The following is a 23,288-nucleotide window of genomic DNA, read 5'->3' as shown; positions in this document are numbered from 1 at the left end:
AATGGCACTGCACTTCGAAAAGGCCGAATTCGCAAGCCGGCTTGCGCGCCTCACCGAGAAAATGAAGGAAGAGAAGCTCGACGCCCTGCTGCTCTTCGCTCAGGAAAGCATGTACTGGCTGACCGGCTACGACACCTTCGGCTACTGCTTCTTCCAGACGATGATCGTCAAGAGCGACGGCACCATGGCGCTGATCACCCGCTCGGCCGATCTTCGCCAGGCCAGGCATACCTCGATCCTCGAGGACATCCATATCTGGGTGGACCGGATCAACGCCGATCCGACGCTCGACCTGAAGAACCTGCTGGTCGAGATGGACCTGCTCGGCGCCCGCATCGGTGTCGAATATGATACGCACGGCATGACCGGCCGCGTCGCCCGCCTGCTCGATGCGCAACTGACCACCTTCGGCCAGATTGTCGACGCTTCCTACCTCGTCAGTCGGCTGCGCCTCGTCAAAAGCCCGACTGAGGTCGCCTATGTCGAGCGTGCCGCCATCCTCGCCGACGATGCGCTCGATGCCGCGATCCGGCTGACAAAACCCGGCGCCGACGAGGCTGATATCCTCGCCGCCATGCAGGGCGCGATCTTTTCCGGCGGCGGTGACTATCCCGCCAACGAGTTCATCATCGGCTCCGGCGCCGATGCCCTGCTTTGCCGTTACAAGGCTGGCCGCCGCAAGCTCGACGCCAGCGACCAGCTGACGCTCGAATGGGCAGGCGCTTACGCCCATTACCATGCGGCCATGATGCGCACGATCGTCATCGGCGAGCCGATGCAACGCCACCGCGAGCTCTATAATGCCTGCCGTGAAACCATCGAGGCGATTGAGACCGTCCTGAAGCCCGGCTACACCTTCGGCGATGTCTTCGACATGCATGCCAGGATCATGGACGAGCGCGGCCTCGCCCGCCACCGGCTGAATGCCTGCGGTTATTCGCTCGGCGCCCGCTTCTCGCCCTCCTGGATGGAGCACCAGATGTTCCATGTCGGCAATCCGCAACCGATCGAGCCGAACATGTCGCTCTTCGTGCACATGATCATCGCCGATTCCGACACGGGCACCGCGATGACGCTTGGCCAGACCTATCTGACGACGGCGGATGCGCCGCGCGCGCTGTCCCGCCATCCGCTCGATTTCATCGGTCTTTGACCCTTGAGAATCCGGAATTGACAGACGCCCGCCCCCGCCCGCATAAATTCGGACGGGGCTGATGCGATGGGAAGGACGGATCAAGGGATGACGCGAGCTGCGATTGTGCCCACGCTCCTGGTCGTAACGGCGCTGCTGACCGCCTGCAATACCACCGATGCGCTGACACCGCAGGTCGATATCGGCGATTCTTCCGCGCGCGCGTCGTCGAGTCCGGTGACGCAGAGCGAGGCCGAGGATCTGGCGGGCTCCCGCCAACGGGTCTTCGCCGGAAATTCGCAGCCGCGCACCTACCATCCAGCCTATGATCAGTCGCAGCAGGCCTATCGGGCGGGCACCGGCGCACCGCCGACGACAATGCAGGAGCAGGCAGACGCCCTGTCGCGGAGCAGCTCCTCGCCCGCCGCCTCCGCCCCGATCGAGGGGCAATCGCTGCCACCGCCGGCTTCCAACGGACAACAACTTCCCGCACAGTCGACGCAGCAACCGACCGAGGCTCAACAGCCGCAACAGACCGCCGCTCTCAACACCCGCGCCTCCTCTGGCCGGGGCAACACGGTGCGCTTCCTGCCGATCATCGGCGCACCGGTGCAGGCGGTGACGCCGCTTTCGCGCCAGCTTGGCGCCGAGGCCCGCGCGCACGGCCTTTCCATCAAGAGCTCGACCGATGCGAGCAGCGACTACATTCTAAAAGGCTATCTCTCCGCCTTCAGCGACGACGGCAAGGTCACCGTGGTCTACGTCTGGGACGTCCTCGACAGTGGCGGCGGCCGCCTGCACCGCATTCAGGGGCAGGAAAGCGTGCCGACGGCGGCGGCCGACCCCTGGGCGGGCGTTCCTGCCTCGGTGATGCAGCAGATCGGCTCGAAAACCATCGCGGAATTCTCTTCCTGGCGGCAGGCGCAGGGCGGTTAGTCACAAACTTTTTGCAAATATGAATGCCGGTGGCGCCTTTCCCCTTGCATTCACGGGGAAGCTGGCTAAAAAGCGCGGCTATCAGCGCATAACAGGCGGACCAAAATGAAGGTTTTCGCAGGCAATTCGAACCGGCAACTCGCCGAAGCGATCTGCACCTATCTCAACGTTCCCTTGGGGAGAGCCAGTGTTCGAAGGTTTGCCGATCAGGAAATCTTCGTGGAAATCCAGGAAAATGTGCGCGGCGAGGACGTTTTCCTCGTACAGCCCACCGCCTTCCCCGCTAATGACCACCTGATGGAACTGCTGATCATGATCGACGCGATGCGTCGTTCCTCAGCCCGTCGCATCACCGCAGTGCTTCCCTATTTCGGCTATGCGCGTCAGGACCGTCGTGCTTCAGGCCGCACACCGATCTCCGCCAAGTTGGTTGCAAACCTCATTACCGAAGCCGGCGCCGACCGCGTCATGACGCTCGATCTTCATGCCGGGCAGATCCAGGGCTTCTTCGATATCCCCACCGACAATCTCTTCGCCATGCCCGTGCTGACGCGCGACATCAAGAGCCATTATGACCTCAGCAACGTCATGGTCGTCTCGCCTGATGTCGGCGGCGTGGTTCGCGCCCGCGCGCTTGCCAAGCGGCTAGACTGTCTTCTGGCCATCGTCGACAAGCGTCGCGATCGGCCGGGTGACTCAGAAGTCATGAACATCATCGGCGACATCACCGGCAAGGACTGCCTGCTGATCGACGACATCGTCGATTCCGGCGGCACGCTCTGCAACGCAGCCGACGCGATGTTGGCCAAGGGCGCAGCCAGCGTCACCGCCTATATCACCCACGGCGTGCTTTCCGGCGGCGCGGTCACCCGCGTCGCGTCCTCAAAGCTTCGCGAACTCGTCATCACGGATTCGATCCAGCCGACCACGGCCGTGCTCTCGGCCCACAATATCCGCATCGTGACGACGGCGCCGCTGATCGGCGAAGCCATCAGCCGAACGGCCCAGGAAGAGTCTGTCTCTAGCCTTTTCGACTGAAATTCAGCTATCTGCCGGCACGGGGAAGCCGTCCGCAATGATATGCAGACGGCTTTTCTCGAATTGCGATGCTGCCGCTCAGCGGCTGAAAGCAGCCTTCTGCTGTGAATCGACGAGATTGTCGATGAACCAGTTCGGATAGACCGGCGCCGGCTCGGTCGCCGCGTCAAGGGCTGCGAGTTCCCCTTCATCCAGCACCAGATCCGCCGCGCCGAGATTGTCGGCCAGTTGATGCGGCTTCGAAGCCCCGAGCAGCACGCTGGTGACCGCCTTCGTCGCCAGCAGCCAGGCGATCGCCACCTGCGCGACGCTCGTCCCGTGCGCCGTCGCGATCGCCCGCATGCGCTCGACCAGCGCAAAGCCCCGTTCCTTGTCGAAGGGTAGAATATCGAAACCGGAATAGCGGTTTTCCGGATCGCCGAGCGTTTCGCGAGTGTATTTGCCGGAGAGAAACCCCGAGGCGAGCGGGCTCCAGACGGTCAGCCCAAGACCGTAACGCTGTAGCATTGGAACCATGTCGCGCTCGACATCGCGGCCGAGCAGCGAGTAGTACATTTGTCCATGCGTGAAGGGGGCGAGCCCGTTGGCCTTCTGGATTTCGAGCGCCGCCGCCACCTTCCACGCCGACCAATTGGAAAAGCCGATATAACGCACCTTGCCGGAACGCACCACCGCATCGAGCGCCGAAAGTGTCTCCTCCAGTGGCGTGAACGGGTCTTCCTTATGGACGATATAGACGTCGATCCAGTCCGTTCCGAGCCGTTTCAGGCTCTGCTCGATCGACCAGAGGATGTGACGTCGGGAGAGCCCGGCCTGGCCGAGCAGCGTACCGGTGCGGAAGCCGACCTTGGTGGCGATTACCACCTCGTTGCGCCGCGCCTTCAGAACCTGGCCGAGGATCGTTTCCGACTGACCGGATGCGTAGGCGTCGGCCGTATCGAAGAAGTTGACGCCGGCATCAAGAGCCTGCCCGACCAGCGCATCGGCAACATCGGCATCGGTCTTGTAGATCGAACCGATGCTGCGATCGCCCGATGTGAAGGTCATCGCGCCAAAGGCTAGCCTGGAAACGGCAAGTCCGGTCCGGCCAAGGGTCGTATATCGCATGTCATCTCTCCATTCGTTGGATTGTCGTGATCGGCTGGAAAGACAATGCCAGAAAGGATTATTGCGAAAAATCCGCGAATTCGATAAGGCTTATGAAGCTCAACTTCATAATCGACCGATGGCGCCTGATCCCTTTACCGGACTGACCGAATTCCTGGCGGTCGCAGACGCCAGGAGCTTCACTGCTGCCGCCGCATCGCTCGGCGTCACACCAACCGCCGTCAGCCAGACGATTCGGGCGCTTGAGACGAGGCTCGGCCTGCCGCTCTTTGTCCGCACAACGCGGCGCGTCGCGCTGACTGAAGCAGGTGCGGCACTCTTTCAGCGCGTCCGTCCGGCTGCTGCCGACATCGCCGACGCCTTCGACATGCTTGGCGGCTTCCGCGACCGCCCGCTCGGCCATCTGCGCCTCACGGTGCCGCGCATGGCCGTGCCGCTGATCGTGACGCCGCTATTGCCGCGATTCCGCAAAGCCTATCCTGATATTTCAGTGGAGATCTCGGTCGACGATGCGGCGATCGACATCACCGAACGCGGCTTCGACGCCGGCATCCGCATCGGGGAGGCGATCGAAAAGGACATGATCGCCATGCGGCTGACATCCGATATCACCTGGACGGTCGTCGGCTCGCCCGACTATTTCGCCCGATGCGGCAGGCCGGAAACACCCGAGGATCTTACCCGCCATCAAGCGGTCCGCTACCGCTATCCGACATCGGGCGCCATCTATCGCTGGGAATTCGAGCGCACCGGGCGCGACTTCTCGGTCGATCCGCCCGGCGGTCTGATGGTCAACGATTTCTTGCTGCTGCTCCAGTTCGCCGAAGCCGGGCTCGGCCTTGTCTATTTGCCGGATATCTCGGTCACCGAGGCGGTGGCGTCAGGGCGGCTCGAGCGTGTGCTCGACGCTTTTCTACCGACCTCGCCAGGCCTCTTCGCCTATTTTCCTGCCCGCTCGCAGACGCAGCCGAAGCTGCGCGCCTTTCTCGACATGGCGTCGACGCTGATGCGCCGCAAGGGATGATATCCCAGGCGGCGCGTCTGCTCTTCGAACGAAGACCCAATATCGGTCCGGTAGGATTACGGCTGCTGATCCGCTTCCTTGACCACCTGCCCGTTGACGGCGATCGCGCCGTCGCGGCTGATGCTGATATCCCAGCGCGAGCGTCCATCCGCATCGGTCTTGGCAAAGCCCTTCACCATCATGATGCCGAAGGAGACCTGATTGAGATCGGGATCGGTCTTGGCAAGCTCCTGGACCGCGGCGATCGTCTTGTCGAGATCGCGGGCAAGGATGGTCGCCTCCATCGAATAGTCCTTCTGGCTATCGACGCGTCCTTCGATCTTGCCGGTCATGTCGATATCGTAGACATCCGACTTGGCGCTGATCTTCGGAAATTCGACCGTAAGCTGGCCGTCGCGGAAGAGCTTCTTGCCCATCTCCTCGCCGCTCGTCTCCGGCGCCTTGTCGTTGAAATCCATCGCCATGAAGGCATCGCCAAAACTTGCGAAATCCAGGTTAGGAACCGCAAGCTGCAGATCGAAGCTGGTCGGCATGAAGGCCGAATAGCTTGCCGGCATCAACGGACTGTCGAGGCTGATGTCTTGCGCATTCATGCCGAAGCCGAAACGCATGGCGTCGCTCGGCCCATCCATGGCGACGTTATAGCCGAACGCCTTGACGCCGCCATTGCCCATCTGCGTGTTGACGGTCAGATTGTTGACCCCGATCGTCTCACTGAACGAGGTGAGAAGTGGGAAGGCCCCCTTGAGGATTCCCTTGATCTTGCCGCTGTTTTCGGGGCTCAACTCCTTCTCCTCGACATGATCGAGAATGAAGAAGACCATCTCGCGGATCTGCTTGACCGGCAGACCGTTCACCTTGGCCTCGACATCGATCGAGTCGGCCCGGATTTCAACGGGCGGCATTTGCGCGCCGGAAACCTGCTCGACGAAAGTCGACATCGAGCCGCTGCCCGTAAGATCGATACGCCCGTTGCCGCCTGCGCTGTCCGTCGAACTCAGCTTCTGGTCCATGCTGGCGATGCTGGCGCTGACTTCGTCGGTGTCGGATTTGCTGGTGAGCTTGATGTCCTTGGCCGTAGAGGTGCCGGAGCGCAGATAGCTGATCGCAGGGTCGAAGACACCAGCGTAAACAAGCGACGCGATGGAATAGGAGAAATCCGTCGGCTTCTCGTCCTTGCCCTTGAAATGGCCGGAGACGTTGAATTTGTTGTCACCCTCGATGTTCCAGAGGCCGCTATCGAGCGGTGTGGCAAACGTCGAGAACGGCGCCAGGCCGTTGATCGTGAACGTCGCCGGATCGACCTTGGTCAGCAGCTTCGCCAGATCGTAGATGATCTCGTAGCGCGTGCCGGCCGGATTGACGGTGACCAGGCCGCTCTTCGCCAATTCCTTCGGAAGCAGCTTCGTCAGGTTGCCCTTGAGCGCGTCGGCGCCGTCCTGGTTGATCTCGACGCTCTGCGCCGTAGTGACAAGGCAAAGTGCCAGCAAGCTCGTTGCCGTGACAAGTTTGAGACGCATAGTCCGATTTCTCCTCAGCCGCTTTGAATGCGGCATCCAAAGAGGTGAAGCGCGCCGATGTCAACCTCGACTGTGCCGGGAATGGCGATTTTGCCGCTTCCGGCACCGTCGATACCATCGCCTCGATGTCGAGTGCGGTTTCGGCTTGCCGAAGGGCGGATATCAGCGGAAAACACCCTCAATCCGCAACTTGCGTTTCCGAGCGACTTATAATATAGGCCACCGGTCCGCGTAGACACCCTTGGAGGCAATGCGGATGAGGTTGGGTCATACCCGCCTCCGGTTCGTCGGAGCAAGGCTTCTGCCAGCCGTCGAACTCTCCATATAACCTCGAAAGGAATAGCCATGAGCCAGGAAACTTACGAGCTCAAGGCCGAGGCGCGCGAACGGGTTGGTAAGGGGTCCGCCCGTGAACTTCGCCGCAACGGTTTAATTCCCGCTGTCATCTATGGTGACAAGCAGGCCCCCATTGCCATCGCTCTCAACACCAATGAGGTGACGAAGCGCATTCATGCCGGTGGTTTCATGACCACCGTGGCGACGATCGAAGTCGACGGCAAGACGTACAAGGTTCTGCCGAAGGACTACCAGCTCGATCCGGTCCGTGACTTCACGATGCATGTCGATTTTCTGCGCGTCTCCGGCAACACCCAGGTGACCGTCGAAATCCCCGTTCACTTCATCAATGAAGCGAAGTCCCCGGGCATCAAGGTCGGCGGCGTTCTGAACATCGTTCGCCATGAAGTCGAAGTTCATTGCCCGGCCGATGCGATCCCCGAATTCTTCAACGTTGACCTCAACGGCAAGAAGATCGGCGACAGCATCCATATTTCGGAAGTCACCCTGCCGAAGGGCGTCACCCCGGTCATCGACCGCGACTTCACGATCGCGACCATCATTGCCCCGGCCGGCGGCATTGACGAGACCGCTGCAGAAGGCGGAGCCGAAGGCTGATCGCTTCGACCAATTTGTAAAGCATATGGCCCGCTTTCCCCTGGAAAGCGGGCTTTTCATTGCCCGGCATAGGCCTCCGTTTCAGCAAATTTAATATATTCGTGAAAGCATGCCCCGTCAGCTGCGAAGAAGCCTGCCCGAACACGCAGCAGCAAATTTGGCCGGCCTGGGGAGTAGACGGAACCAATGAACAATTCCGTTGAGAACAGATTTTTTGCGATAGTTTGTGGAGCGCTGCTTGTCTTTGTCGCTCCCCTCTTTGTTCTCTTCCTTTTTCTTTCCTCGGAACGGGCCGACAAGGAAATACGCGATCATATTTCTGTTCTTCTTGTCGCCAATGCCCAGGCGCTGGCAAAGCCGCTCTGGGATCTCGACGAGGAGAGCGTCACCCAGATCAGCGCGACGGTCGTTTCGCAGGGTGCCATCGTCAAAGTCGAGGTGCGCGACCAGTCGGGCCAGCTCGACATCAGTCAGTCCACCATTCCGCGCTCCTTCGACGGCAAGCTCGTCCAGGTGTCGCGCGCCATCATCTACAACACCGTCGACGGTCCGAAGAACCTTGGCAGCATCAGCGTCTATTATCCGGCGCTCGGTCTGTTCTCCGGCCTGAAGCAGGAAGAGGTCGTCTTCATCTCGATCTTCATCTTCGCGGTGCTGACCGTTTTCGGCACCGCGCTGATCGGCAACCGTTTCTTCGTTATCCAGCCGCTGATGCGGCTGACGGCAGCCATCGAGGCCACCCGCCAGCTGGGCTCCCGCCATCATGTCGACTGGCAATCGAACGATGAAATGGGACGGCTTGCCCGCAGCTTCAACGAGATGCAGACCAAGCTTGAAAGCGAGGAGAAGGAGCTGAAGCTCGCCCACCGCCGCGCCACCGACATCTATAATCTGACGCCCGCCATGCTCTTCTCGCTCGACGAGGAAGACCGCATCACCGCCGTCAGCGATTACTGGCTGCTTGCCACAGGATATAACCGCGCCGCCGTCATCGGCCGCAACTTCGCCGATCTGGTCACATCAACCACCCGCGACAAGTTCCTCAAGCGCCGCCAGGCGGATAGCGGCATGACCGTCACCGTCAAGTTCGTCTGCCTGGATGGCCGCATCATGGACGTCCTCATCATGGAATCGGAGGCGGAAGCCGGCGTTCACGACCGCCTCTCGCTATCGGTCATGACCGATGTGACCGAACTCAAGGCCTCCGAAGATCGCAACCACCGCCAGGCGATCACCGACCATTTGACCGGGCTTCTCAATCGCCAGGGCTTCGAAGCCGTCCTCGACAACAAGATCGCCGCCGCCGACGCGGCAGGCCAGGAGCTCGCCTGCCTCTTCGTCGATCTCGATCGCTTCAAATGGATCAACGACAATATGGGCCATGCCGCCGGCGACATGGCGCTGATCGAGCTTGTCGAGCGTCTGAAGACCTATCTTGCCCCCTCCGATGAGGCGGCCCGTCTCGGCGGCGACGAATTTGCCATCCTGCTGCCGGCGAAGGACGCCGAAAAACGCGCCAAGGTGATGTGCGAGCAGATCGCCTCGATCTTCGAAACGCCGTTCGCCCCCGACATGCATCTGAGCGCTTCCGTCGGCATCGCCATCTATCCGCACCATGCCGCAACCGCGGCCGAACTGCTGCAGAAATCCGACCTGGCGATGTATGCCAAGAAACGCGACGGCAAGAATGGCGCGCAGCTCTTCGACAACGCGATGCTCGACCGGGCCCGCAGCCGCGCCGAGATCGAGGCCAATATCGAAGCCGGCCTCGTCGACAACTGGTTCGAGGCCTTCCTGCAGCCGATCGTCAATCTGAACGGTCGCGGTATTGCCGGTTTCGAAGCGCTGATGCGCCTCAACCATCCGCACAAGGGCTTGATGCCGCCGGCCGAGATCATCAGCGTCGCCGAAGAGACGGCAAAGATCGTCCGCGTCGGCAACGTCATCATGGAAAAGGCGATCTGCAATCTCGCGAAAATCTCCCGCATATCAGGCATGCAGGATACCTATCTCGCCATCAACTTCTCGCCGCTGCAGTTCGAGCCGGCGCTGCCGGCCCGCCTCGCTGCCATCGTCGGTCGCCATGGCATCCGCCCCGAGCGAATCGTCGTCGAGATCACCGAAGCCGTTTTGATGCACGACAACCCGCAGATCCGTATGATCGTCACCGAGCTTCGCCGCTTCGGCTGCCGCATCGCGCTTGACGATTTCGGCACCGGTTATTCGTCGCTGAGCTACCTCAACCGCTTCCCTGTCGACATCATCAAGATCGATCAGTCCTTCACCCGCGCCATCAACGACGGTGATGACGACGTGCGCCAGAAGAGCCGCATGCTGATCGAAGGCATTACCACGCTCTCCCACAAGATGAACTGCACCGTCATCGCCGAGGGCATCGAGACCGAAGAGGAATGCCGCACGCTTCACCAGATGGGGCTTGATTATGGCCAGGGCTACCTCTTCCATCGTCCACAGCATGCAGCCATGCTGATCGAGCAACTGATAGCCTCGGAATCGGCCGTCGCACGCGCCTCATGAAGGAGATGATACGATGAAAAAGCTCCTGCTTCTCGCATGCCTGGCGCTGCCCGGCGCTGCCCATGCGCAAACGGTGACTTTCACCACCGAGGATTATGCCCCCTTCAACTATCGCGAAGGCAAGGAGATCAAGGGCGCGACCGTCGAGCAGGTCGAAAAGTTGATGGCCGCGATCGGCGTTGACTACACAATCGAGGTCATGCCGTGGGCGCGCGCCTTCGGCCTTGCCCGCACGGCGCCGATGACCTGTGTGTTCGCCACCGCCCACAATGGCGCCCGCGACCCGTTGTTCAAATGGGTCGAGCCGCTGCTGATCGATCGCAACATCCTGATCACCCGCAAGGGTTCGGGCGTCACCGCCAATAATCTGGACGAGGCGAAGAAATACACGATCGGCACCCAACGCGAGGATTATACCGAGACGATCCTGAAGGAGAAGGGTTTCACCAAGCTCGATGTCGCCAGCGACTTCAACGCGACGCTACGCAAGCTGCTCGGCGGACGCATCGACATGATGCCGATCTCCGAACTCTATTTCGAAAAGCTGAAGGCCGACCAGCCGGTGGAAATGGTGACCGTACTCTCCGCCCAGCCGATGAGCATCGCCTGCGAGAAAAGCTTTCCGGACGATCTGCTCGCCAGGATGCAGGCTGCCCTCGACAAGCTGATCGCCGATGGCGACCAGAAGCAGATCTTCCTGAAATACGGCATGAACCTGTCGGAGTGATTCTGCTCAACTGGCTCATGCCCTTTCCGCTTGACTTTGCCATCGTTTCGCGGTGGTGAACGTCGGGACGTTCTAGCGAAGAAAGACAGGCCATGCTGATCATCGCGGGTCTCGGCAATCCCGGCAGCAAATACGCCGGCAACCGGCACAATATCGGCTTCATGGCCGTCGACGCCATTCAGCGGCGCCACAGCTTCTCGCACTGGTCGAAGAAGTTCAGGGCCGAAATCGCCGAAGGCGAAGTCGGCGGCGAGAAGGTGCTGCTGATCAAGCCGCAGACCTTTATGAATCTTTCCGGTGAGGCCGTCGGCGAGGCGATGCGCTTCTACAAACTCGAGCCCGCCGACCTTGTGGCGATCTACGACGAACTCGACCTTCCCCCCGGTAAGGCGCGGCTGAAGACCGGCGGCGGCCATGGCGGCCACAACGGCATCAAGTCGCTCGACGCCCATTGCGGCAGGGAATACCGGCGGCTGCGCCTCGGCATCGGCCATCCCGGCGTCAAGGACATGGTGCAGAACCACGTGCTCGGCGATTTCGCCAAGGCCGACAAGGCCTGGCTGGAGCCGCTTCTCGACACGCTTGCCGACAATGCCGACATGCTGGTGCGAAACGAGGATTCGCAGCTGATGAACAAGATCGCGCTGGCGCTCGGCGGCAAGGCCGAGGAGGAAAAGCCGCGGAAGGCGAACAAGACGACCGAAAAGAAGCCGGCCGGCCAGTCGCATATCCACCAGGCCCGCAATCACAATCAGCCGAAGCTGCTGACCACTGGTCCGATGGCCGATATTCTGAAGAAGATGTTCGGCAACAAGGGAGAATGAGACTGGTGCCGGAGCGGAATGTCGCCATCCGCGCCGCCGTTGCAAGCGATCTACCGGGACTGACCCTCCTCTATCGGCATTTGAACCCGGCCGATCCGGTTCTCGACAAAGCCATGGCCGAAGAACGCTTCTCCGCCATCCTCGCTCAGCCCGGAATGACTGTTTTCATCGGCTTTGCCGGCGATCTCGCCGCTGCCACCGCCACCCTGATCGTCGTGCCGAATCTGACGCGGAACGGCGCCTCCTATGCGCTGATCGAAAACGTCGTCACCCATGCCGGTCACCGCCAGTGCGGTTATGCCGGCAGCGTCATCGGCCATGCGGTGACTGAGGCCTGGAAGGCCGGCTGTTACAAGGTGATGCTGCTCACCGGCTCGACCAACCCGGCAACGCATCGCTTCTACGAAAACTGCGGCTTCGTGCGAGGTAAGACCGGCTTTCAGATCCGCCGGCCCTGAATCCGAACTTATTCCTCCGGCTCCGTCGTGAACATCAACGGAAAGCCCATTTCCTTCGCAAGGTCTATGCCCTCCTTGGCCTTGGTCTCGGCAATATCCCTGGCGCAGACCACGACCACGCAGGAGCCGAGCTTGTGCGCGGTCATCATCACCCGGTAGCCAGTCTCCTCGCTCATACGGAAGACGGACTTCAGGATCATAATGACCAATTCGCGCGGGGTATAATCGTCATTGACGAGAATGACTTTGTAGAGCTTCGGCTTGTCCAGCTTCAGCTTCACCTTGGTCTTCGGCTTAAGGGCTATGTCATTGTCACTCATCGGAAAAATCCACCCGTTGACATGGGTCAGGAAATGTCAAGACCATTGAATCATTGTCGATGACGAGTTTTCGACAGGCCGTCGCCGCAATTCCCAGTTTGAATGCAGCAGCGCCAGTCTGGCATCGAGAGGGTCAATTGGGTGACCGGCATACTGACGACATCCGCCGAGCGTCGAAATCCCCGTCGCCATCAAGAATAGGTCAGCACCGATCCATCGGCAAGTGAGCAAGGTAAAAGCTCTCTAAGACTTGACCACATTGCTCCTTTATCCCATAGGCACCAGCAACGAATTTAAGAACAGCAGGTATTCGCCATGGGTTTCAAATGCGGCATCGTCGGTCTGCCGAACGTCGGCAAATCAACCCTCTTCAACGCGCTCACCAAGACGGCCGCGGCACAGGCGGCGAACTATCCCTTCTGCACTATCGAGCCGAACACTGGTGAAGTCGCCGTGCCCGATCCGCGCATGCGCAAGCTTGCCGACATCGCCAAGTCGAAGGAGCTGATCCCGACCCGGATCTCCTTCGTCGACATCGCCGGCTTGGTGCGCGGCGCCTCGAAGGGTGAAGGTCTCGGCAACCAGTTCCTCGCCAATATCCGCGAAGTCGATGCCATCGTCCATGTGCTGCGCTGCTTTGAAGACAGCGACATCACCCATGTCGAAGGCCGCATCAATCCTGTCGCCGATGCTGAGACCATCGAGACCGAGTTGATGCTCGCCGACCTCGAAAGCCTGGAGCGCCGGACAGAGCAGACGCGCAAGCGCGCCACCGGCAAGGACAAGGAGTCGATGGCGATGCTGCCGATCATGGAAGCGTCGCTGAAGCTGCTCAACGAAGGCCAGCCGGTGCGCACGCTGCTGTCGACGCTCGATGCCGAGGAAATCGCAATCCTCAAGAGCCTCAACCTTTTGACCTCGCATCCCGTGCTCTACGTCTGCAACGTCGCCGAGGCCGAGGCTTCGACCGGCAACGAATTCACCGAGGCCGTCGCCGTCATGGCTCGCGAACAGGGTGCCGAAACCGTCGTCATCTCGGCGGCGATCGAGGCTGAGGTCGCTCAGCTTCCCGAGGATGAGGCCAAGGAATTCCTCTCCGCCCTCGACCTTGACGAGGCCGGCCTCGACCGGCTGATCCGCGCCGGTTACAAGCTGCTCCACCTCATCACCTATTTCACCGTCGGCCCGAAGGAAACGCGTGCCTGGACGATCGAGCGCGGCACCAAGGCGCCGCAGGCCGCCGGCGTCATCCATTCGGATTTCGAGCGCGGCTTCATCCGCGCCAACACCATCGCCTATGACGACTACATCAAATTCAACGGCGAAGTCGGCGCCAAGGATGCCGGCAAGGCGCGTGACGAAGGCAAGGAATACGTCGTCCAGGACGGCGACGTCATCCACTTCCGCTTCAACACCTAAGTGAAAACGCTGCCGCCTTAGCCTTAACCCGGCGGCAGTCGGTTTGCGATTGCCGGCGGCAGTGCACGCAGCACCAGCCGCCGAAGTGGCATCCAACCGGTGCCGATGATTAATACGATTGCGCCGACGACAATCAGCGTCGAGAAGATATAGGTGTCGGCTGTGGCGCTTCCCTGCCGGAAGACGCTGAAGATCGCCACGCCGAGCGACAGAAGCCCTGATGTCACGAAGGCGCGCCGGTCGATGATGAGACCGATCAGCATCAGCGCCGTCACCGTCGCAACGACTGCAGGTGTCCGCGCCGACATGTTCGCGACGTCGAAGATATGGACGTCTCCCCCGAACGACAGCAGGGAAACCGTGCTGTAGAGCAGCGCCGGCGCGGCGCCGAGATGCAGCCAGAAAGCGATGTCCGAACGCGTCGTCCGTCGCAGCCGGTCGCCGAGATCGAAATAGAGCGCCATGGCAAACAGTCCGAGCGCGCAGATAAGGGCAAGCAGCGCCAACGCGACGGGATGATCGAGGAAAAACGCAGGATTGCTGCTCGCCCATTGCACCAGCCGCAAAAGCAGAGTGAGGACGAAAGCAAGCACCGACATAATGCAGAGCGCAAGCGACAGCGGCACGCGATACCGGACATAATAAGCGCCGAGGATGATCGGGAAGCCGGCGACGAACTGCGTCGCCTCCGCTCCGAAAGATTGGGAGGTCGGCGTCCACGGCGGGAAGAAACGGGACATCAGCAGGCATGTCCAGCAGAACAGCGCGATCGTCAGGCTGACGGCCGGCAGGGCAAGCCGCTGGCGGTTCACCAGGATTTCCGAAAGCACGATGATGGCAGGCAGCACGGCATAAAGTGCGGCAAGCCCCCAGAGGCCGCAAAGCGCCACGATAACGCCGATGGTGATCAGCACGTCGTGGAAGCCGCGCACGAAACGCGGCGTCTCTGTGTCCGACCATGCCTGCCCCTGCGCCGCCACGGCCGGCCGCCCCTCGGCAACGCCGATGGCGTGCCCGACGACGGCGACGCCGCGCTCGCTCAGAAATGGCAAAAGCCGCCCGCCCGCCTCCGGCGAAATCAGCCCTTCGCGCGCTGCCTCGTCGAGTATCGACCTTAGTTCAGTCATGCCGGTTTATCTCCCCGGAATCATTGAGCCCGCGCGGATGCTATTGTAAGCACTAGAGCAAGACGCCGAAAAGTGTAAGCGGTTTTCTTATGACATCATGCTCTAACTCTTTAATTTAGAACAGGAATCAGATTTTAGGCCGACCTGCCTAAAACATCCTGTTCTAGGCGCTGCATATGGCGGAGGTACGAATGACGGCAGAAAAGCTTTCCCTAGAGGATTTCCAGCCCGGCCGCCGCTTCGCCCTCGGTCCAAAGCTGGTGTTGGCCGAGGAAATCATCGAGTTTGCGCGGGAATTCGATCAGCAGCCCATGCATCTCGACGAGGCTGCCGGCCGCGCCAGCATTCTAGGCGGGCTCGCGGCCTCCGGCTGGCATACCTCTTCGATGCTCATGCGCATGATGGCCGACAGCTATATCCTGAACGCGCTCTGCGAGGGTGCGCCGGGCATAGACCTGATGGAATGGCGCAAGCCGGTGCTGGCAGGCGACACGCTGCAAGGCCACTCGACCGTGCTCGAAGCCCGGCCGATGCGCTCGCGCTCCGGAATGGGCATCGTCAAGTTCCGTCACGAGATGGAAAACCAGCGCGGCGAACTCGTTTGTCTCTCGGAGAATTCGGTCATGATCCGAATGCACCCCGGCCTCACTGACATCAGCATCAGCCCGGAGACATCAGCATGAGAATGTCCGAGCTTTGCGCCGTCGGCGAGAAGGCCGAGATCGGCAGCTACACCTTCACCGAGGAAAACATCATCCGCTTCGCGACGCGCTTCGATCCGCAGCGTTTTCACGTCGACAAGGAAGCAGCCAAGGATACCCTCTTCGGCGGCCTTTGCGCTTCGGGATGGCACACCACCGCCGCCTGGATGCGGACCTTCCTCGCCTTCTGGAAAAGCCAGAGCGTCGCCCTCGCACAAAGAGGCATGACGGCTCCGAACCTCGGCCCTTCACCCGGCTTCCAGAAACTGCAATGGCTGCGGCCGATCTTCCCAGGCGACGTCGTGACCTATTCCGTCACCCTCCTTTCCAGCCGGCCGCTCGCGTCGCGGCCGGGCTGGCACCTCAACACCATCCTCTGCGAGGGCGCCAATCAGAACGGCGATCCCGTCATGCGCTTCGAAAGCGGCGTCTTGGAATTCGACTGACGCCGCGTGCGGAATGCCGGGTCAGTGGCCGGAGAATTCGACCAGGGTGTGAACGACGACGCCGAGCTCTTCCAGCTTCTTGCGACCCCCAAGGTCCGGCAGGTCGATAACGAAGCAGGCGCCGACCACTTCCGCGCCGATCTGGCGCAGCAGCTTCGTGGCACCCACCGCCGTGCCGCCGGTTGCAATCAGGTCGTCGACCAGGATCACCTTCTCGCCGGGCTGCACCGCATCGCGGTGCATCTCCATCTCGTCGACGCCATATTCCAGGCTGTAGGCAATGCGCACGGTCTCGTGCGGCAGCTTGCCCTTTTTGCGGATCGGCACGAAGCCGGAGGAAAGCTGATGCGCCACCGCACCGCCGAGAATGAAGCCGCGCGCCTCCATGCCGGCAATCTTGTCGATTTTCGTGCCTGCATAGGGTTGCACGAGTTCGTCGACCGCCCGGCGGAAAGCGCGGGGGTTGCCGAGCAGCGTGGTGATGTCCCGAAAGATGATGCCGGGCTTGGGGTAGTCGTGGATGGAGCGGATGCTGGCGGCCAGCTCCGAAGTCATATTCTTGTCCATCGAAAGTCCATATCTGCGAGCGAAATTCGCCGCACCCTATCAATTGCCAGGGGCGGAACCAACAAAAAAGGCGGCTCGCAAGCCGCCTCTAAGATTCCGGCAAGGAGCGCTCAATGCTCTTTGTTGGCGTAGACCGAACGCTTCGTCAGGTAGATCAGCACCGTGAAGATCGCCAGGAAGATCATGACCATGAAGCCGGTGCGCTTGCGCTCCTCAAGATGCGGCTCGGCGGCCCACATCAGGAAGGAGGAGACGTCCTTGGAATACTGGTCGACGGTCTGCGGTGCGCCGTCGTCATAGGTCACCTGGCCATCGGAGAGCGGCTTCGGCATGGCGAGGACGGCAGCGGCATGGAAATACGGGTTATAATGTCCGCCCTGCGGCACTTGGAAACCGGCCGGCGGCTCTTCATAGCCGGTCAACAGCGCGTGGATATAGTCCGGGCCGTTTTCCTGATACTGCGTGAAGACGTCGAAGACGAATTGCGGGAAGCCGCGCTCGACTTCGCGGGCTTTGGCGATCAGCGAAAAATCAGGCGGAGCCGCACCGTTGTTGGAAGCGGCAGCCGCCTCCGCATTGGCGAAAGGCGCCGGGAAGTGGTCGGAAGGGACCGCCTTGCGGGTAAACATCTCGCCGGCCGCATTCGGGCCGTCCTGGACTTCGTAGTTCGCGGCGAAAGCTTTCACCTGCCCCTCGTTGTAGCCGAGCTCGTCGAGCATGCGGAAAGGCACGAGGTTCATCGAATGGCAGGCGGAACAGACTTCGGTGTAGACCTTGAGGCCGCGCTGAAGCTGAGCCTTGTCGTAATGGCCGAACGGACCGGCGAAAGTCCATTCCTCCTCCTTCGGCTCCTTCAGCGGATAGTGCGGCGTCGCACTTTCCGCGTGATGGGCAGGAGCAGCACCGTTGGCGGGCGTCGCTTCCTGGGCGACGGCGGCGCTGCCGAGAACAGCAGCGACTGCGAGCGAAAGAATGCTTGCAACAAGCGTTTTCATGTTTTTGTTCCCTTCCGCCGCGCGCTTACGCATTGGCCGCCGCACTGGCGGCAGCTGTCTTGTTGCGCTTTTCGAGCACCGCTTCGGTGATCGAGTTCGGGATGCGGCGCGGCGTTTCCACCAGGCCGAGAACTGGCATAGCGACCAGGAAGAAAGCGAAGTAGAGAAGCGTGCAGATCTGCGAAATCGTGGTGAACAGGCCTTCCGCCGGTTGCGAACCCAGCCAGCCGAGGATGATCGCGTTGATCACGAACAGCCAGTAGAACAGCTTGTACCAGGGACGGTAGACCGCCGAGCGGACCTTCGAGGTATCGAGCCAGGGCAGGAAGAACAGCACGATGATCGCACCGAACATCACCAGCACGCCGCCGAGCTTGGAGTCGATCGGGCCGACGTTGAAGGTGATCGAACGCAGCATCGCGTAGAACGGCAGGAAGTACCATTCCGGAACGATGTGGGCCGGTGTCTTCAACGGGTCGGCCGGGATGTAGTTGTCGGCATGGCCGAGGAAGTTCGGCAGGTAGAAGACGAAATAGGCATAGACCAGCAGGAAGATTGAGACGCCGAGCGCATCCTTCATCGTCGCATAGGGCGTGAAGCGCACGGTGTCCGTCTTCGTCTTGACCTCGACGCCCGTCGGGTTGGTCTGGCCGACGACGTGCAGCGCCCAGATATGCAGGACGACGACGCCGGCGATCATGAAGGGCAGCAGGTAATGCAGCGAGAAGAAGCGGTTCAGCGTCGGCTGATCGACGGCGAAGCCGCCCAGCAGAAACTGCTGGATCCATTCGCCGACCAGCGGGAAGGCCGAGAAGAAGCCGGTAATGACGGTCGCGCCCCAGAAGGACATCTGCCCCCACGGCAGAACGTAGCCCATGAAGCCGGTCGCCATCATCAGCAGGTAGATGACCACGCCGAGGATCCAGAGGATTTCGCGCGGTGCCTTGTAGGAACCGTAATAGAGGCCGCGGGCGATGTGCAGATAGACGGCGACGAAGAAGAAGGAGGCGCCGTTGGCATGCATATAGCGCAGCATCCAGCCATGGTTGACGTCACGCATGATCTTTTCAACGGAGTTGAACGCGATCGTCGTGTCGGCGGCATAGTGCATGGCCAGCACCACGCCCGTCAGGATCTGCACGATCAGCATGACGGCGAGCATGGCGCCGAATGTATAGGCGTAGTTCAGGTTCCTGGGAACCGGATAGGCGATGAAGCTGTCATAGACCATGCGCGGCAAAGGCAGGCGCGCATCGACCCATTTCTCAAGGCCGGTTGATGGCTCGTAGCTGGAATGGCCACTCATTAATCAGTCTCCCCTCAACCGATCTTGATCTTGGTATCGGATATAAATGAAAAGGTCGGAATCGCCAGGTTCTGCGGCGCAGGACCCTTACGGATGCGGCCGGCCGTATCGTAGACCGAGCCATGGCAGGGACAGAACCAACCATTGTATTCGCCGGCCTGGCCGAGCGGCACGCAGCCGAGATGGGTGCAGGTGCCGATCATGACGATCCAGTTTTCCTTGTCCTTGCCACCTGAACGGTCGACACCCGTTGCCTGAGCTTCGGGCGGCAGATTGGCATTGCGGGCGATCGGATCCTTGAGGTCCGCCAGCGCAACATCGGCGGCGGCCTTCACTTCTTCAGCCGTGCGGTTGCGGATGAAGATCGGCTTGCCGCGCCACTTGACCGTCAGCGACATGCCGGGCTCGAGGCTCGCAACATCGACTTCGATGGAGGCCAGCGCCAGCGTCGACGCATCCGGGCGCATTTGGTCGACGAACGGCCAGGCAACCGCGACGGCGCCGACAGCACCTGCCATACCAGTGGTGAGATAAAGGAAATCACGGCGAGTAGGCTCTGTTGAAGCCTCGCTTGTCGTTACGTGTTCGCTCACGGCCTAACCATCCTCTGCGCAATTATCGCGGAATTCCGCCCTGCCCCCTCTGCCGGCGAATCGATCCAGACACAATTCGGCCATAGATTCCCCGGCAATCCGGCGCGTTCTAAGCTTGATCGCAAATTATGTCCAGCCTTGGCAAGGGGAAGAGGGCACAATGTCGCGGGAATTTCCGATGAATTTTTTAAGGCAAACACGAGCTTGCGATTATGTTGCATTGCAACAAAAATGCCGCCGTGATAGGCGCAGTCGCAATCACGCCAGCGAGCCGGACCGGAGCGGATGAGAGACACGATTTTCTGCGTATTCAGCGTTCTCACAACCCTGGTTCTCACCATCGTCTCACTGCGATACGTTAGCAACTTCTATCTGCTTTCTCTCTTTTACAGTTTCCAGATCCATCTGGCGGTGGCAGCAGCGGCAGCGTCGATCGCAGCCTTTCTCGTCAAGCGGCACTGGTATGCGCTGCTGACGCTCGCCGTATCCGCGGTCCTTGCCGTCCATGGTGTGGTGATGACGCGCGAATTCGTCGAGCCCGCCGTCGCCGAAGGCCGCCCGGCCCTCTTCAAGCTGATGTCTTTCAATATCGAGAATGATAATTTCGCCAACGGCGCAGCAATCGCCGATATGGCCATCGCCTCGGGTGCCGACGTCGTCAGCATCCTGGAGGCCGAACCGCTGCTGTCGGAACTGCCGCGGTTATTGAAGACCTATCCCTATTACGTCGGCTGTGGTGTCGGCATGCAGGAATGCGATACGCTGGTGCTGTCGAAGCGCCCGCTCATCGAACCTCGCATCCGCAACCTCGGGCTGCTCTGGCGCAACCGGCTGACGATCTCGACGATCGACTTCGACGGCCAGAAGATCAATTTCCTCGCCGCGCACCTGACCAAACCTTATTACGACGAATTCCATGGCCTGGAAATCGAAGATCTCACGGAGATTATTCCCTCACTGCCGGGACCGCTCGTTCTTGCCGGTGATTTCAACACGTCGATTCTGGCGCCCGACGTGCAGTATCTCATGCGCAGCCAAGGCTTGGGCACGGTATCGCTGGAGCCGGCGACATGGCCGATCGCCGCAGGCGCCTTCGGCATTCCGATTGATCACGTCTTCAGCAGGGCGCCCCTGCGGCTGAAATCGGTCCGCCGCATCGGGGACAGTTTCGGTTCAAATCATTTTGGCCTCATGGCGGAATTCGTCGTCGACCCTTGAGCCCACGTCTTCGTCCGCCGCGAGGAAGCCGCCGGACTGGCGCGCCCAGAGCTCGGCATAGAGCCCGCCGCGGCGAAGCAGTTGGTCATGGCTGCCCTCCTCGATGATCCGGCCGAGATCAACAACGATCAGCCGGTCGAGTGCTGCAATCGTCGACAGCCGGTGGGCGATCGCAAGCACCGTTTTGCCTTCCATGATCCGATGGAGATTGGATTGGATCGCTTCCTCCACTTCCGAATCGAGGGCCGACGTCGCTTCGTCGAGGACGAGGATCGGAGCGTCCTTGAGCATGACGCGGGCAATGGCGATGCGCTGCCGCTGTCCGCCTGACAGTTTGACACCGCGTTCGCCGACATGCGCGTCGAAACCTCTACGGCCCTGCTGATCCTGCAGCCGCTCGATAAAGTCGATGGCTTCGGCACGCCTGGCCGCCTCGACCAACCGCTCCTCACCGGCATCCGGCCGTCCGAACAGGATATTGTCGCGCACCGAACGATGCAGCAGCGAGGTGTCCTGGCTGACGACGCCGATCTGCATCCTGAGAGATTCCTGCGTCACGGCCGCAATATCCTGGCCGTCGATGAGAATGCGACCATCCTGAATGTCGTAGAGGCGCAGCAGCAGGTTCATCAGCGTCGATTTTCCCGCCCCCGAACGGCCGACGATCCCGACCTTTTCGCCCGGTTGGATGGTCAGTGAGAAATTCTCGACGACCGGCAGGTGACCCTTGCCGTAGCGGAAGGAAACATTGTCGAAGCGGATGCCGGGCTGCCGGATCAGCAGGCTCTTCGCATCCGGCCGATCGACGAGCCCCAGAGGTTGGGATATCAGCTCGGCGGCGTTCTGAATGGTGCCGAGATTGCGCATGATACCGTTAAACTGCGTCATCAGCCGCCCGAGCAGGAAATTCAGCCTGAGCACCAGCGCCAAAGAAAATGCCACGGCACCGGAGCTGATCAGGCCGCGCAGCCAGAGATCGACGCTCAGCCCCGCCATCGTTACAATCATCAGGCCGGAGAGCAGCGCCATCGAGGCCCTGACGCCGGTGATGAACCGCGTGAAACGCAGAACCGTATCCTGAAAGATATCGAAGCCCTGCCGCATGTATCGGTCGCTTTCCTCGTCGCGCGCAAACAGCTTCAGCGTCTGCATGTTGCTGTAGGAATCGACCATTCGGCCGTTCAGCATCGATCCGGCCTCCGCTGTTTCGCGGGAATGAAGGCGGATCCGCGGAACGAAATGACGGGCAAGCAGGCCGAAGGCGCCAAGCCAGAACAGCACGACGGCGGCAAGGGAAAAGTCCAGCCGGGCGACGAGCACCAGCGTCGTCACGGCATAAATTCCGACGAACCAGACGCTTTCCATCAGCGAAGTGACGAGATCCCCGGTTGCCTGCCCGGCCGACCAGACCTTGGTAACGATGCGTCCGGAGAAATCGCTCTGGAAGAACGATAAAGACTGCCTGGAGACATGGAGATAGGATTGCCAACGTGCTAGATTGTAGAAACCCGGCGTGATCACCTGCTGATCGACGAGCGCGATCAGGAAGGCGACGACGAAACGCACGAGCCCGATGAGCGCGAGCATGCCGAACAGCTCGCCGCCATGGGCTGCGAGAAGACCGCTCCAGCCGGCGCCGGGCCTGATACTGCCAAGGATATCGACGAGCCGGCCGACGAACCAGAAAAGTGCGGCCTCGATGGCCGCCGATGTGCCGCCGAGAATGAGCATGGCGACGAACGGCATCTTCGCCTGGCCGATATAGAACCGGATGAAACCGAGCGTCGAGCCCGGCGGCTGAAGATTGGCGCGCGGACCGAACGGATCGATCCAGGTTTCGAACAGGCGAAGGATGGGGCGCAGGAACATGGAAGCGATATAGGCGGATTGAGCCGAGCGGCAAAGGGAATGAAAAGCGGACGCAACCTTATATTTTGGTAATGAACGATAACATCGGCGGCATCGCCATTGATTACCCCCGAACCCGTCACAATCTGACGATACGATCGCACTTCACCGGAGAGTATCCATGGAAACGAAAATGCTCGATGTGCATATTCCGCTTCCGCTCGCGGAAAGGCTCGATGCCCTGGCTCTCGACCTGGCATTGCCGCGCGACGAAATCGTCACCGAGGCCGTTACCGCCTGGCTCGACCAGGAGGAGCGCCGCCGCATCGTCGCGCTGCGCACCCTCGCCGCCGCCAACACCATCATCCTCGTCGAACATGACCGCGTCATCGACTGGGCCGACAGCCTGTGAATGGACGGGGCGGCCGTCGGCAGTCCCCAATACCGTTGGCAACCACAAAGTAGCCAGGATAGGAATTCAAAAGGCCTT

23 protein-coding genes are annotated in these 23,288 nt (G+C 60.8%); 14 read left to right on the top strand and 9 right to left on the bottom strand.

Annotation, left to right across the window (positions count from 1 at the left end):
* Position 1: 1 nt before the first annotated feature.
* The 3 genes from HJB89_RS23060 (at position 2) to HJB89_RS23050 (ending at position 3,106) form a co-directional block, all read left to right on the top strand.
* Positions 2–1,153 (top strand): Xaa-Pro peptidase family protein, encoded by a 1,152-nt coding sequence (locus HJB89_RS23060; RefSeq protein WP_207581278.1) that lies wholly within the window; start codon positions 2–4, stop codon positions 1,151–1,153.
* An 87-nt stretch (positions 1,154–1,240) separates the two neighbouring features.
* On the top strand, positions 1,241–2,068 hold the full coding sequence (locus tag HJB89_RS23055) for a hypothetical protein (RefSeq protein ID WP_221150565.1): 828 nt from the start codon (positions 1,241–1,243) through the stop codon (positions 2,066–2,068).
* 105 nt (positions 2,069–2,173) lie between these two features.
* Positions 2,174–3,106, top strand: a complete 933-nt coding sequence (locus HJB89_RS23050) for a ribose-phosphate pyrophosphokinase (RefSeq protein WP_207581280.1) — start codon at positions 2,174–2,176, stop codon at positions 3,104–3,106.
* A gap of 78 nt (positions 3,107–3,184) precedes the next feature.
* Here HJB89_RS23050 and HJB89_RS23045 read toward each other — a convergent pair whose 3' ends face one another.
* Complete coding sequence (locus tag HJB89_RS23045) at positions 3,185–4,213, bottom strand: aldo/keto reductase (RefSeq protein WP_207581281.1); 1,029 nt, start codon at positions 4,211–4,213, stop codon at positions 3,185–3,187.
* Between the two features lie 118 nt (positions 4,214–4,331).
* Here HJB89_RS23045 and HJB89_RS23040 point away from each other — a divergent pair, with 118 nt between their 5' ends.
* On the top strand, positions 4,332–5,237 hold the full coding sequence (locus HJB89_RS23040; protein ID WP_221150564.1) for a LysR family transcriptional regulator: 906 nt from the start codon (positions 4,332–4,334) through the stop codon (positions 5,235–5,237).
* Positions 5,238–5,293: 56 nt separating this feature from the next.
* Here the strand turns inward: HJB89_RS23040 and HJB89_RS23035 are convergent, their stop codons facing one another.
* Positions 5,294–6,757 carry a hypothetical protein gene (locus tag HJB89_RS23035; protein ID WP_221115857.1) on the bottom strand — a complete coding sequence of 488 codons (1,464 nt, stop codon included), beginning with the start codon at positions 6,755–6,757 and terminating at the stop codon, positions 5,294–5,296.
* Between the two features lie 345 nt (positions 6,758–7,102).
* Here HJB89_RS23035 and HJB89_RS23030 point away from each other — a divergent pair, with 345 nt between their 5' ends.
* The 5 genes from HJB89_RS23030 (at position 7,103) to HJB89_RS23010 (ending at position 12,258) form a co-directional block, all read left to right on the top strand.
* Positions 7,103–7,711 (top strand): 50S ribosomal protein L25/general stress protein Ctc, encoded by a 609-nt coding sequence (locus tag HJB89_RS23030; protein WP_221150563.1) that lies wholly within the window; start codon positions 7,103–7,105, stop codon positions 7,709–7,711.
* A gap of 186 nt (positions 7,712–7,897) precedes the next feature.
* Positions 7,898–10,249, top strand: coding sequence for an EAL domain-containing protein (locus tag HJB89_RS23025; RefSeq protein WP_207581285.1), 2,352 nt, complete (start codon positions 7,898–7,900; stop codon positions 10,247–10,249).
* A 13-nt stretch (positions 10,250–10,262) separates the two neighbouring features.
* Positions 10,263–10,976: an ABC transporter substrate-binding protein gene (locus HJB89_RS23020; RefSeq protein ID WP_207581286.1), complete on the top strand. Its 714-nt coding sequence runs from the start codon at positions 10,263–10,265 to the stop codon at positions 10,974–10,976.
* 92 nt (positions 10,977–11,068) lie between these two features.
* Complete coding sequence (pth, locus tag HJB89_RS23015; protein ID WP_221115858.1) at positions 11,069–11,800, top strand: aminoacyl-tRNA hydrolase; 732 nt, start codon at positions 11,069–11,071, stop codon at positions 11,798–11,800.
* Positions 11,797–12,258, top strand: coding sequence for a GNAT family N-acetyltransferase (locus tag HJB89_RS23010; RefSeq protein WP_207581288.1), 462 nt, complete (start codon positions 11,797–11,799; stop codon positions 12,256–12,258). Before pth ends, HJB89_RS23010 begins: the two co-directional genes overlap by 4 nt.
* 8 nt (positions 12,259–12,266) lie before the next feature.
* On the opposite strand, the gene clpS is transcribed toward HJB89_RS23010, so the two are convergent.
* Positions 12,267–12,578 carry an ATP-dependent Clp protease adapter ClpS gene (gene clpS / locus HJB89_RS23005; RefSeq protein WP_207581289.1) on the bottom strand — a complete coding sequence of 104 codons (312 nt, stop codon included), beginning with the start codon at positions 12,576–12,578 and terminating at the stop codon, positions 12,267–12,269.
* Between the two features lie 315 nt (positions 12,579–12,893).
* Here clpS and ychF point away from each other — a divergent pair, with 315 nt between their 5' ends.
* Complete coding sequence (gene ychF, locus HJB89_RS23000; protein WP_207581290.1) at positions 12,894–13,997, top strand: redox-regulated ATPase YchF; 1,104 nt, start codon at positions 12,894–12,896, stop codon at positions 13,995–13,997.
* A gap of 23 nt (positions 13,998–14,020) precedes the next feature.
* On the opposite strand, the gene HJB89_RS22995 is transcribed toward ychF, so the two are convergent.
* Positions 14,021–15,124, bottom strand: a complete 1,104-nt coding sequence (locus tag HJB89_RS22995; protein WP_207581291.1) for a hypothetical protein — start codon at positions 15,122–15,124, stop codon at positions 14,021–14,023.
* A 191-nt stretch (positions 15,125–15,315) separates the two neighbouring features.
* On the opposite strand from HJB89_RS22995, the gene HJB89_RS22990 reads away from it, so the two are divergent.
* Both HJB89_RS22990 and HJB89_RS22985 read left to right on the top strand, forming a co-directional pair.
* Positions 15,316–15,807 (top strand): MaoC family dehydratase, encoded by a 492-nt coding sequence (locus tag HJB89_RS22990; protein WP_207581292.1) that lies wholly within the window; start codon positions 15,316–15,318, stop codon positions 15,805–15,807.
* Positions 15,804–16,271, top strand: a complete 468-nt coding sequence (locus HJB89_RS22985) for a MaoC family dehydratase (RefSeq protein WP_207581293.1) — start codon at positions 15,804–15,806, stop codon at positions 16,269–16,271. Before HJB89_RS22990 ends, HJB89_RS22985 begins: the two co-directional genes overlap by 4 nt.
* A gap of 21 nt (positions 16,272–16,292) precedes the next feature.
* Here the strand turns inward: HJB89_RS22985 and HJB89_RS22980 are convergent, their stop codons facing one another.
* The 4 genes from HJB89_RS22980 to petA form a co-directional block, all read right to left on the bottom strand.
* Entirely contained in the window at positions 16,293–16,838 is a 546-nt protein-coding gene (locus tag HJB89_RS22980; protein WP_207581294.1) for an adenine phosphoribosyltransferase, read from the bottom strand.
* Positions 16,839–16,948: 110 nt separating this feature from the next.
* On the bottom strand, positions 16,949–17,833 hold the full coding sequence (locus HJB89_RS22975; RefSeq protein ID WP_207581295.1) for a cytochrome c1: 885 nt from the start codon (positions 17,831–17,833) through the stop codon (positions 16,949–16,951).
* Between the two features lie 25 nt (positions 17,834–17,858).
* Positions 17,859–19,139: a cytochrome b N-terminal domain-containing protein gene (locus tag HJB89_RS22970; protein ID WP_207581296.1), complete on the bottom strand. Its 1,281-nt coding sequence runs from the start codon at positions 19,137–19,139 to the stop codon at positions 17,859–17,861.
* Between the two features lie 14 nt (positions 19,140–19,153).
* Positions 19,154–19,732, bottom strand: a complete 579-nt coding sequence (petA, locus tag HJB89_RS22965) for a ubiquinol-cytochrome c reductase iron-sulfur subunit (RefSeq protein ID WP_207581297.1) — start codon at positions 19,730–19,732, stop codon at positions 19,154–19,156.
* A gap of 285 nt (positions 19,733–20,017) precedes the next feature.
* Here petA and HJB89_RS22960 point away from each other — a divergent pair, with 285 nt between their 5' ends.
* Entirely contained in the window at positions 20,018–20,950 is a 933-nt protein-coding gene (locus HJB89_RS22960; protein WP_207581298.1) for an endonuclease/exonuclease/phosphatase family protein, read from the top strand.
* On the opposite strand, the gene HJB89_RS22955 is transcribed toward HJB89_RS22960, so the two are convergent.
* Complete coding sequence (locus HJB89_RS22955; RefSeq protein ID WP_207581299.1) at positions 20,906–22,819, bottom strand: ABC transporter ATP-binding protein; 1,914 nt, start codon at positions 22,817–22,819, stop codon at positions 20,906–20,908. The two genes, HJB89_RS22960 and HJB89_RS22955, sit on opposite strands and share 45 nt — an antisense overlap.
* A 160-nt stretch (positions 22,820–22,979) precedes the next feature.
* On the opposite strand from HJB89_RS22955, the gene HJB89_RS22950 reads away from it, so the two are divergent.
* Positions 22,980–23,210, top strand: coding sequence for a ribbon-helix-helix protein, CopG family (locus HJB89_RS22950; protein ID WP_207581300.1), 231 nt, complete (start codon positions 22,980–22,982; stop codon positions 23,208–23,210).
* Positions 23,211–23,288: the final 78 nt, after the last annotated feature.

It is taken from the genome of Rhizobium sp. NZLR8, from assembly GCF_019685025.1.
GTDB lineage: Bacteria > Pseudomonadota > Alphaproteobacteria > Rhizobiales > Rhizobiaceae > Rhizobium.
Note: the sequence above shows the minus strand (reverse complement) of the source record. Positions and strands in the feature narration are given on the sequence as shown.

What these genes read in the sequence shown, in the direction of transcription:
- HJB89_RS23030 (WP_221150563.1), top strand. Translation starts at nt 7,103, where the DNA reads ATGAGCCAGGAAACTTACGAGCTCAAGGCCGAGGCGCGCGAACGGGTT.
- clpS (WP_207581289.1), bottom strand. Translation starts at nt 12,578, where the DNA reads ATGAGTGACAATGACATAGCCCTTAAGCCGAAGACCAAGGTGAAGCTG.
- HJB89_RS22970 (WP_207581296.1), bottom strand. Translation starts at nt 19,139, where the DNA reads ATGAGTGGCCATTCCAGCTACGAGCCATCAACCGGCCTTGAGAAATGG.
- HJB89_RS22950 (WP_207581300.1), top strand. Translation starts at nt 22,980, where the DNA reads ATGGAAACGAAAATGCTCGATGTGCATATTCCGCTTCCGCTCGCGGAA.
- pth (WP_221115858.1), top strand. Translation starts at nt 11,069, where the DNA reads ATGCTGATCATCGCGGGTCTCGGCAATCCCGGCAGCAAATACGCCGGC.
- HJB89_RS22955 (WP_207581299.1), bottom strand. Translation starts at nt 22,819, where the DNA reads ATGTTCCTGCGCCCCATCCTTCGCCTGTTCGAAACCTGGATCGATCCG.
- HJB89_RS22960 (WP_207581298.1), top strand. Translation starts at nt 20,018, where the DNA reads ATGAGAGACACGATTTTCTGCGTATTCAGCGTTCTCACAACCCTGGTT.
- HJB89_RS22975 (WP_207581295.1), bottom strand. Translation starts at nt 17,833, where the DNA reads ATGAAAACGCTTGTTGCAAGCATTCTTTCGCTCGCAGTCGCTGCTGTT.
- HJB89_RS22990 (WP_207581292.1), top strand. Translation starts at nt 15,316, where the DNA reads ATGACGGCAGAAAAGCTTTCCCTAGAGGATTTCCAGCCCGGCCGCCGC.
- HJB89_RS23045 (WP_207581281.1), bottom strand. Translation starts at nt 4,213, where the DNA reads ATGCGATATACGACCCTTGGCCGGACCGGACTTGCCGTTTCCAGGCTA.
- HJB89_RS23040 (WP_221150564.1), top strand. Translation starts at nt 4,332, where the DNA reads ATGGCGCCTGATCCCTTTACCGGACTGACCGAATTCCTGGCGGTCGCA.
- HJB89_RS22980 (WP_207581294.1), bottom strand. Translation starts at nt 16,838, where the DNA reads ATGGACAAGAATATGACTTCGGAGCTGGCCGCCAGCATCCGCTCCATC.
- HJB89_RS22985 (WP_207581293.1), top strand. Translation starts at nt 15,804, where the DNA reads ATGAGAATGTCCGAGCTTTGCGCCGTCGGCGAGAAGGCCGAGATCGGC.
- HJB89_RS23010 (WP_207581288.1), top strand. Translation starts at nt 11,797, where the DNA reads ATGAGACTGGTGCCGGAGCGGAATGTCGCCATCCGCGCCGCCGTTGCA.
- HJB89_RS22995 (WP_207581291.1), bottom strand. Translation starts at nt 15,124, where the DNA reads ATGACTGAACTAAGGTCGATACTCGACGAGGCAGCGCGCGAAGGGCTG.
- HJB89_RS23050 (WP_207581280.1), top strand. Translation starts at nt 2,174, where the DNA reads ATGAAGGTTTTCGCAGGCAATTCGAACCGGCAACTCGCCGAAGCGATC.
- HJB89_RS23020 (WP_207581286.1), top strand. Translation starts at nt 10,263, where the DNA reads ATGAAAAAGCTCCTGCTTCTCGCATGCCTGGCGCTGCCCGGCGCTGCC.
- ychF (WP_207581290.1), top strand. Translation starts at nt 12,894, where the DNA reads ATGGGTTTCAAATGCGGCATCGTCGGTCTGCCGAACGTCGGCAAATCA.
- HJB89_RS23055 (WP_221150565.1), top strand. Translation starts at nt 1,241, where the DNA reads ATGACGCGAGCTGCGATTGTGCCCACGCTCCTGGTCGTAACGGCGCTG.
- HJB89_RS23025 (WP_207581285.1), top strand. Translation starts at nt 7,898, where the DNA reads ATGAACAATTCCGTTGAGAACAGATTTTTTGCGATAGTTTGTGGAGCG.
- HJB89_RS23035 (WP_221115857.1), bottom strand. Translation starts at nt 6,757, where the DNA reads ATGCGTCTCAAACTTGTCACGGCAACGAGCTTGCTGGCACTTTGCCTT.
- HJB89_RS23060 (WP_207581278.1), top strand. Translation starts at nt 2, where the DNA reads ATGGCACTGCACTTCGAAAAGGCCGAATTCGCAAGCCGGCTTGCGCGC.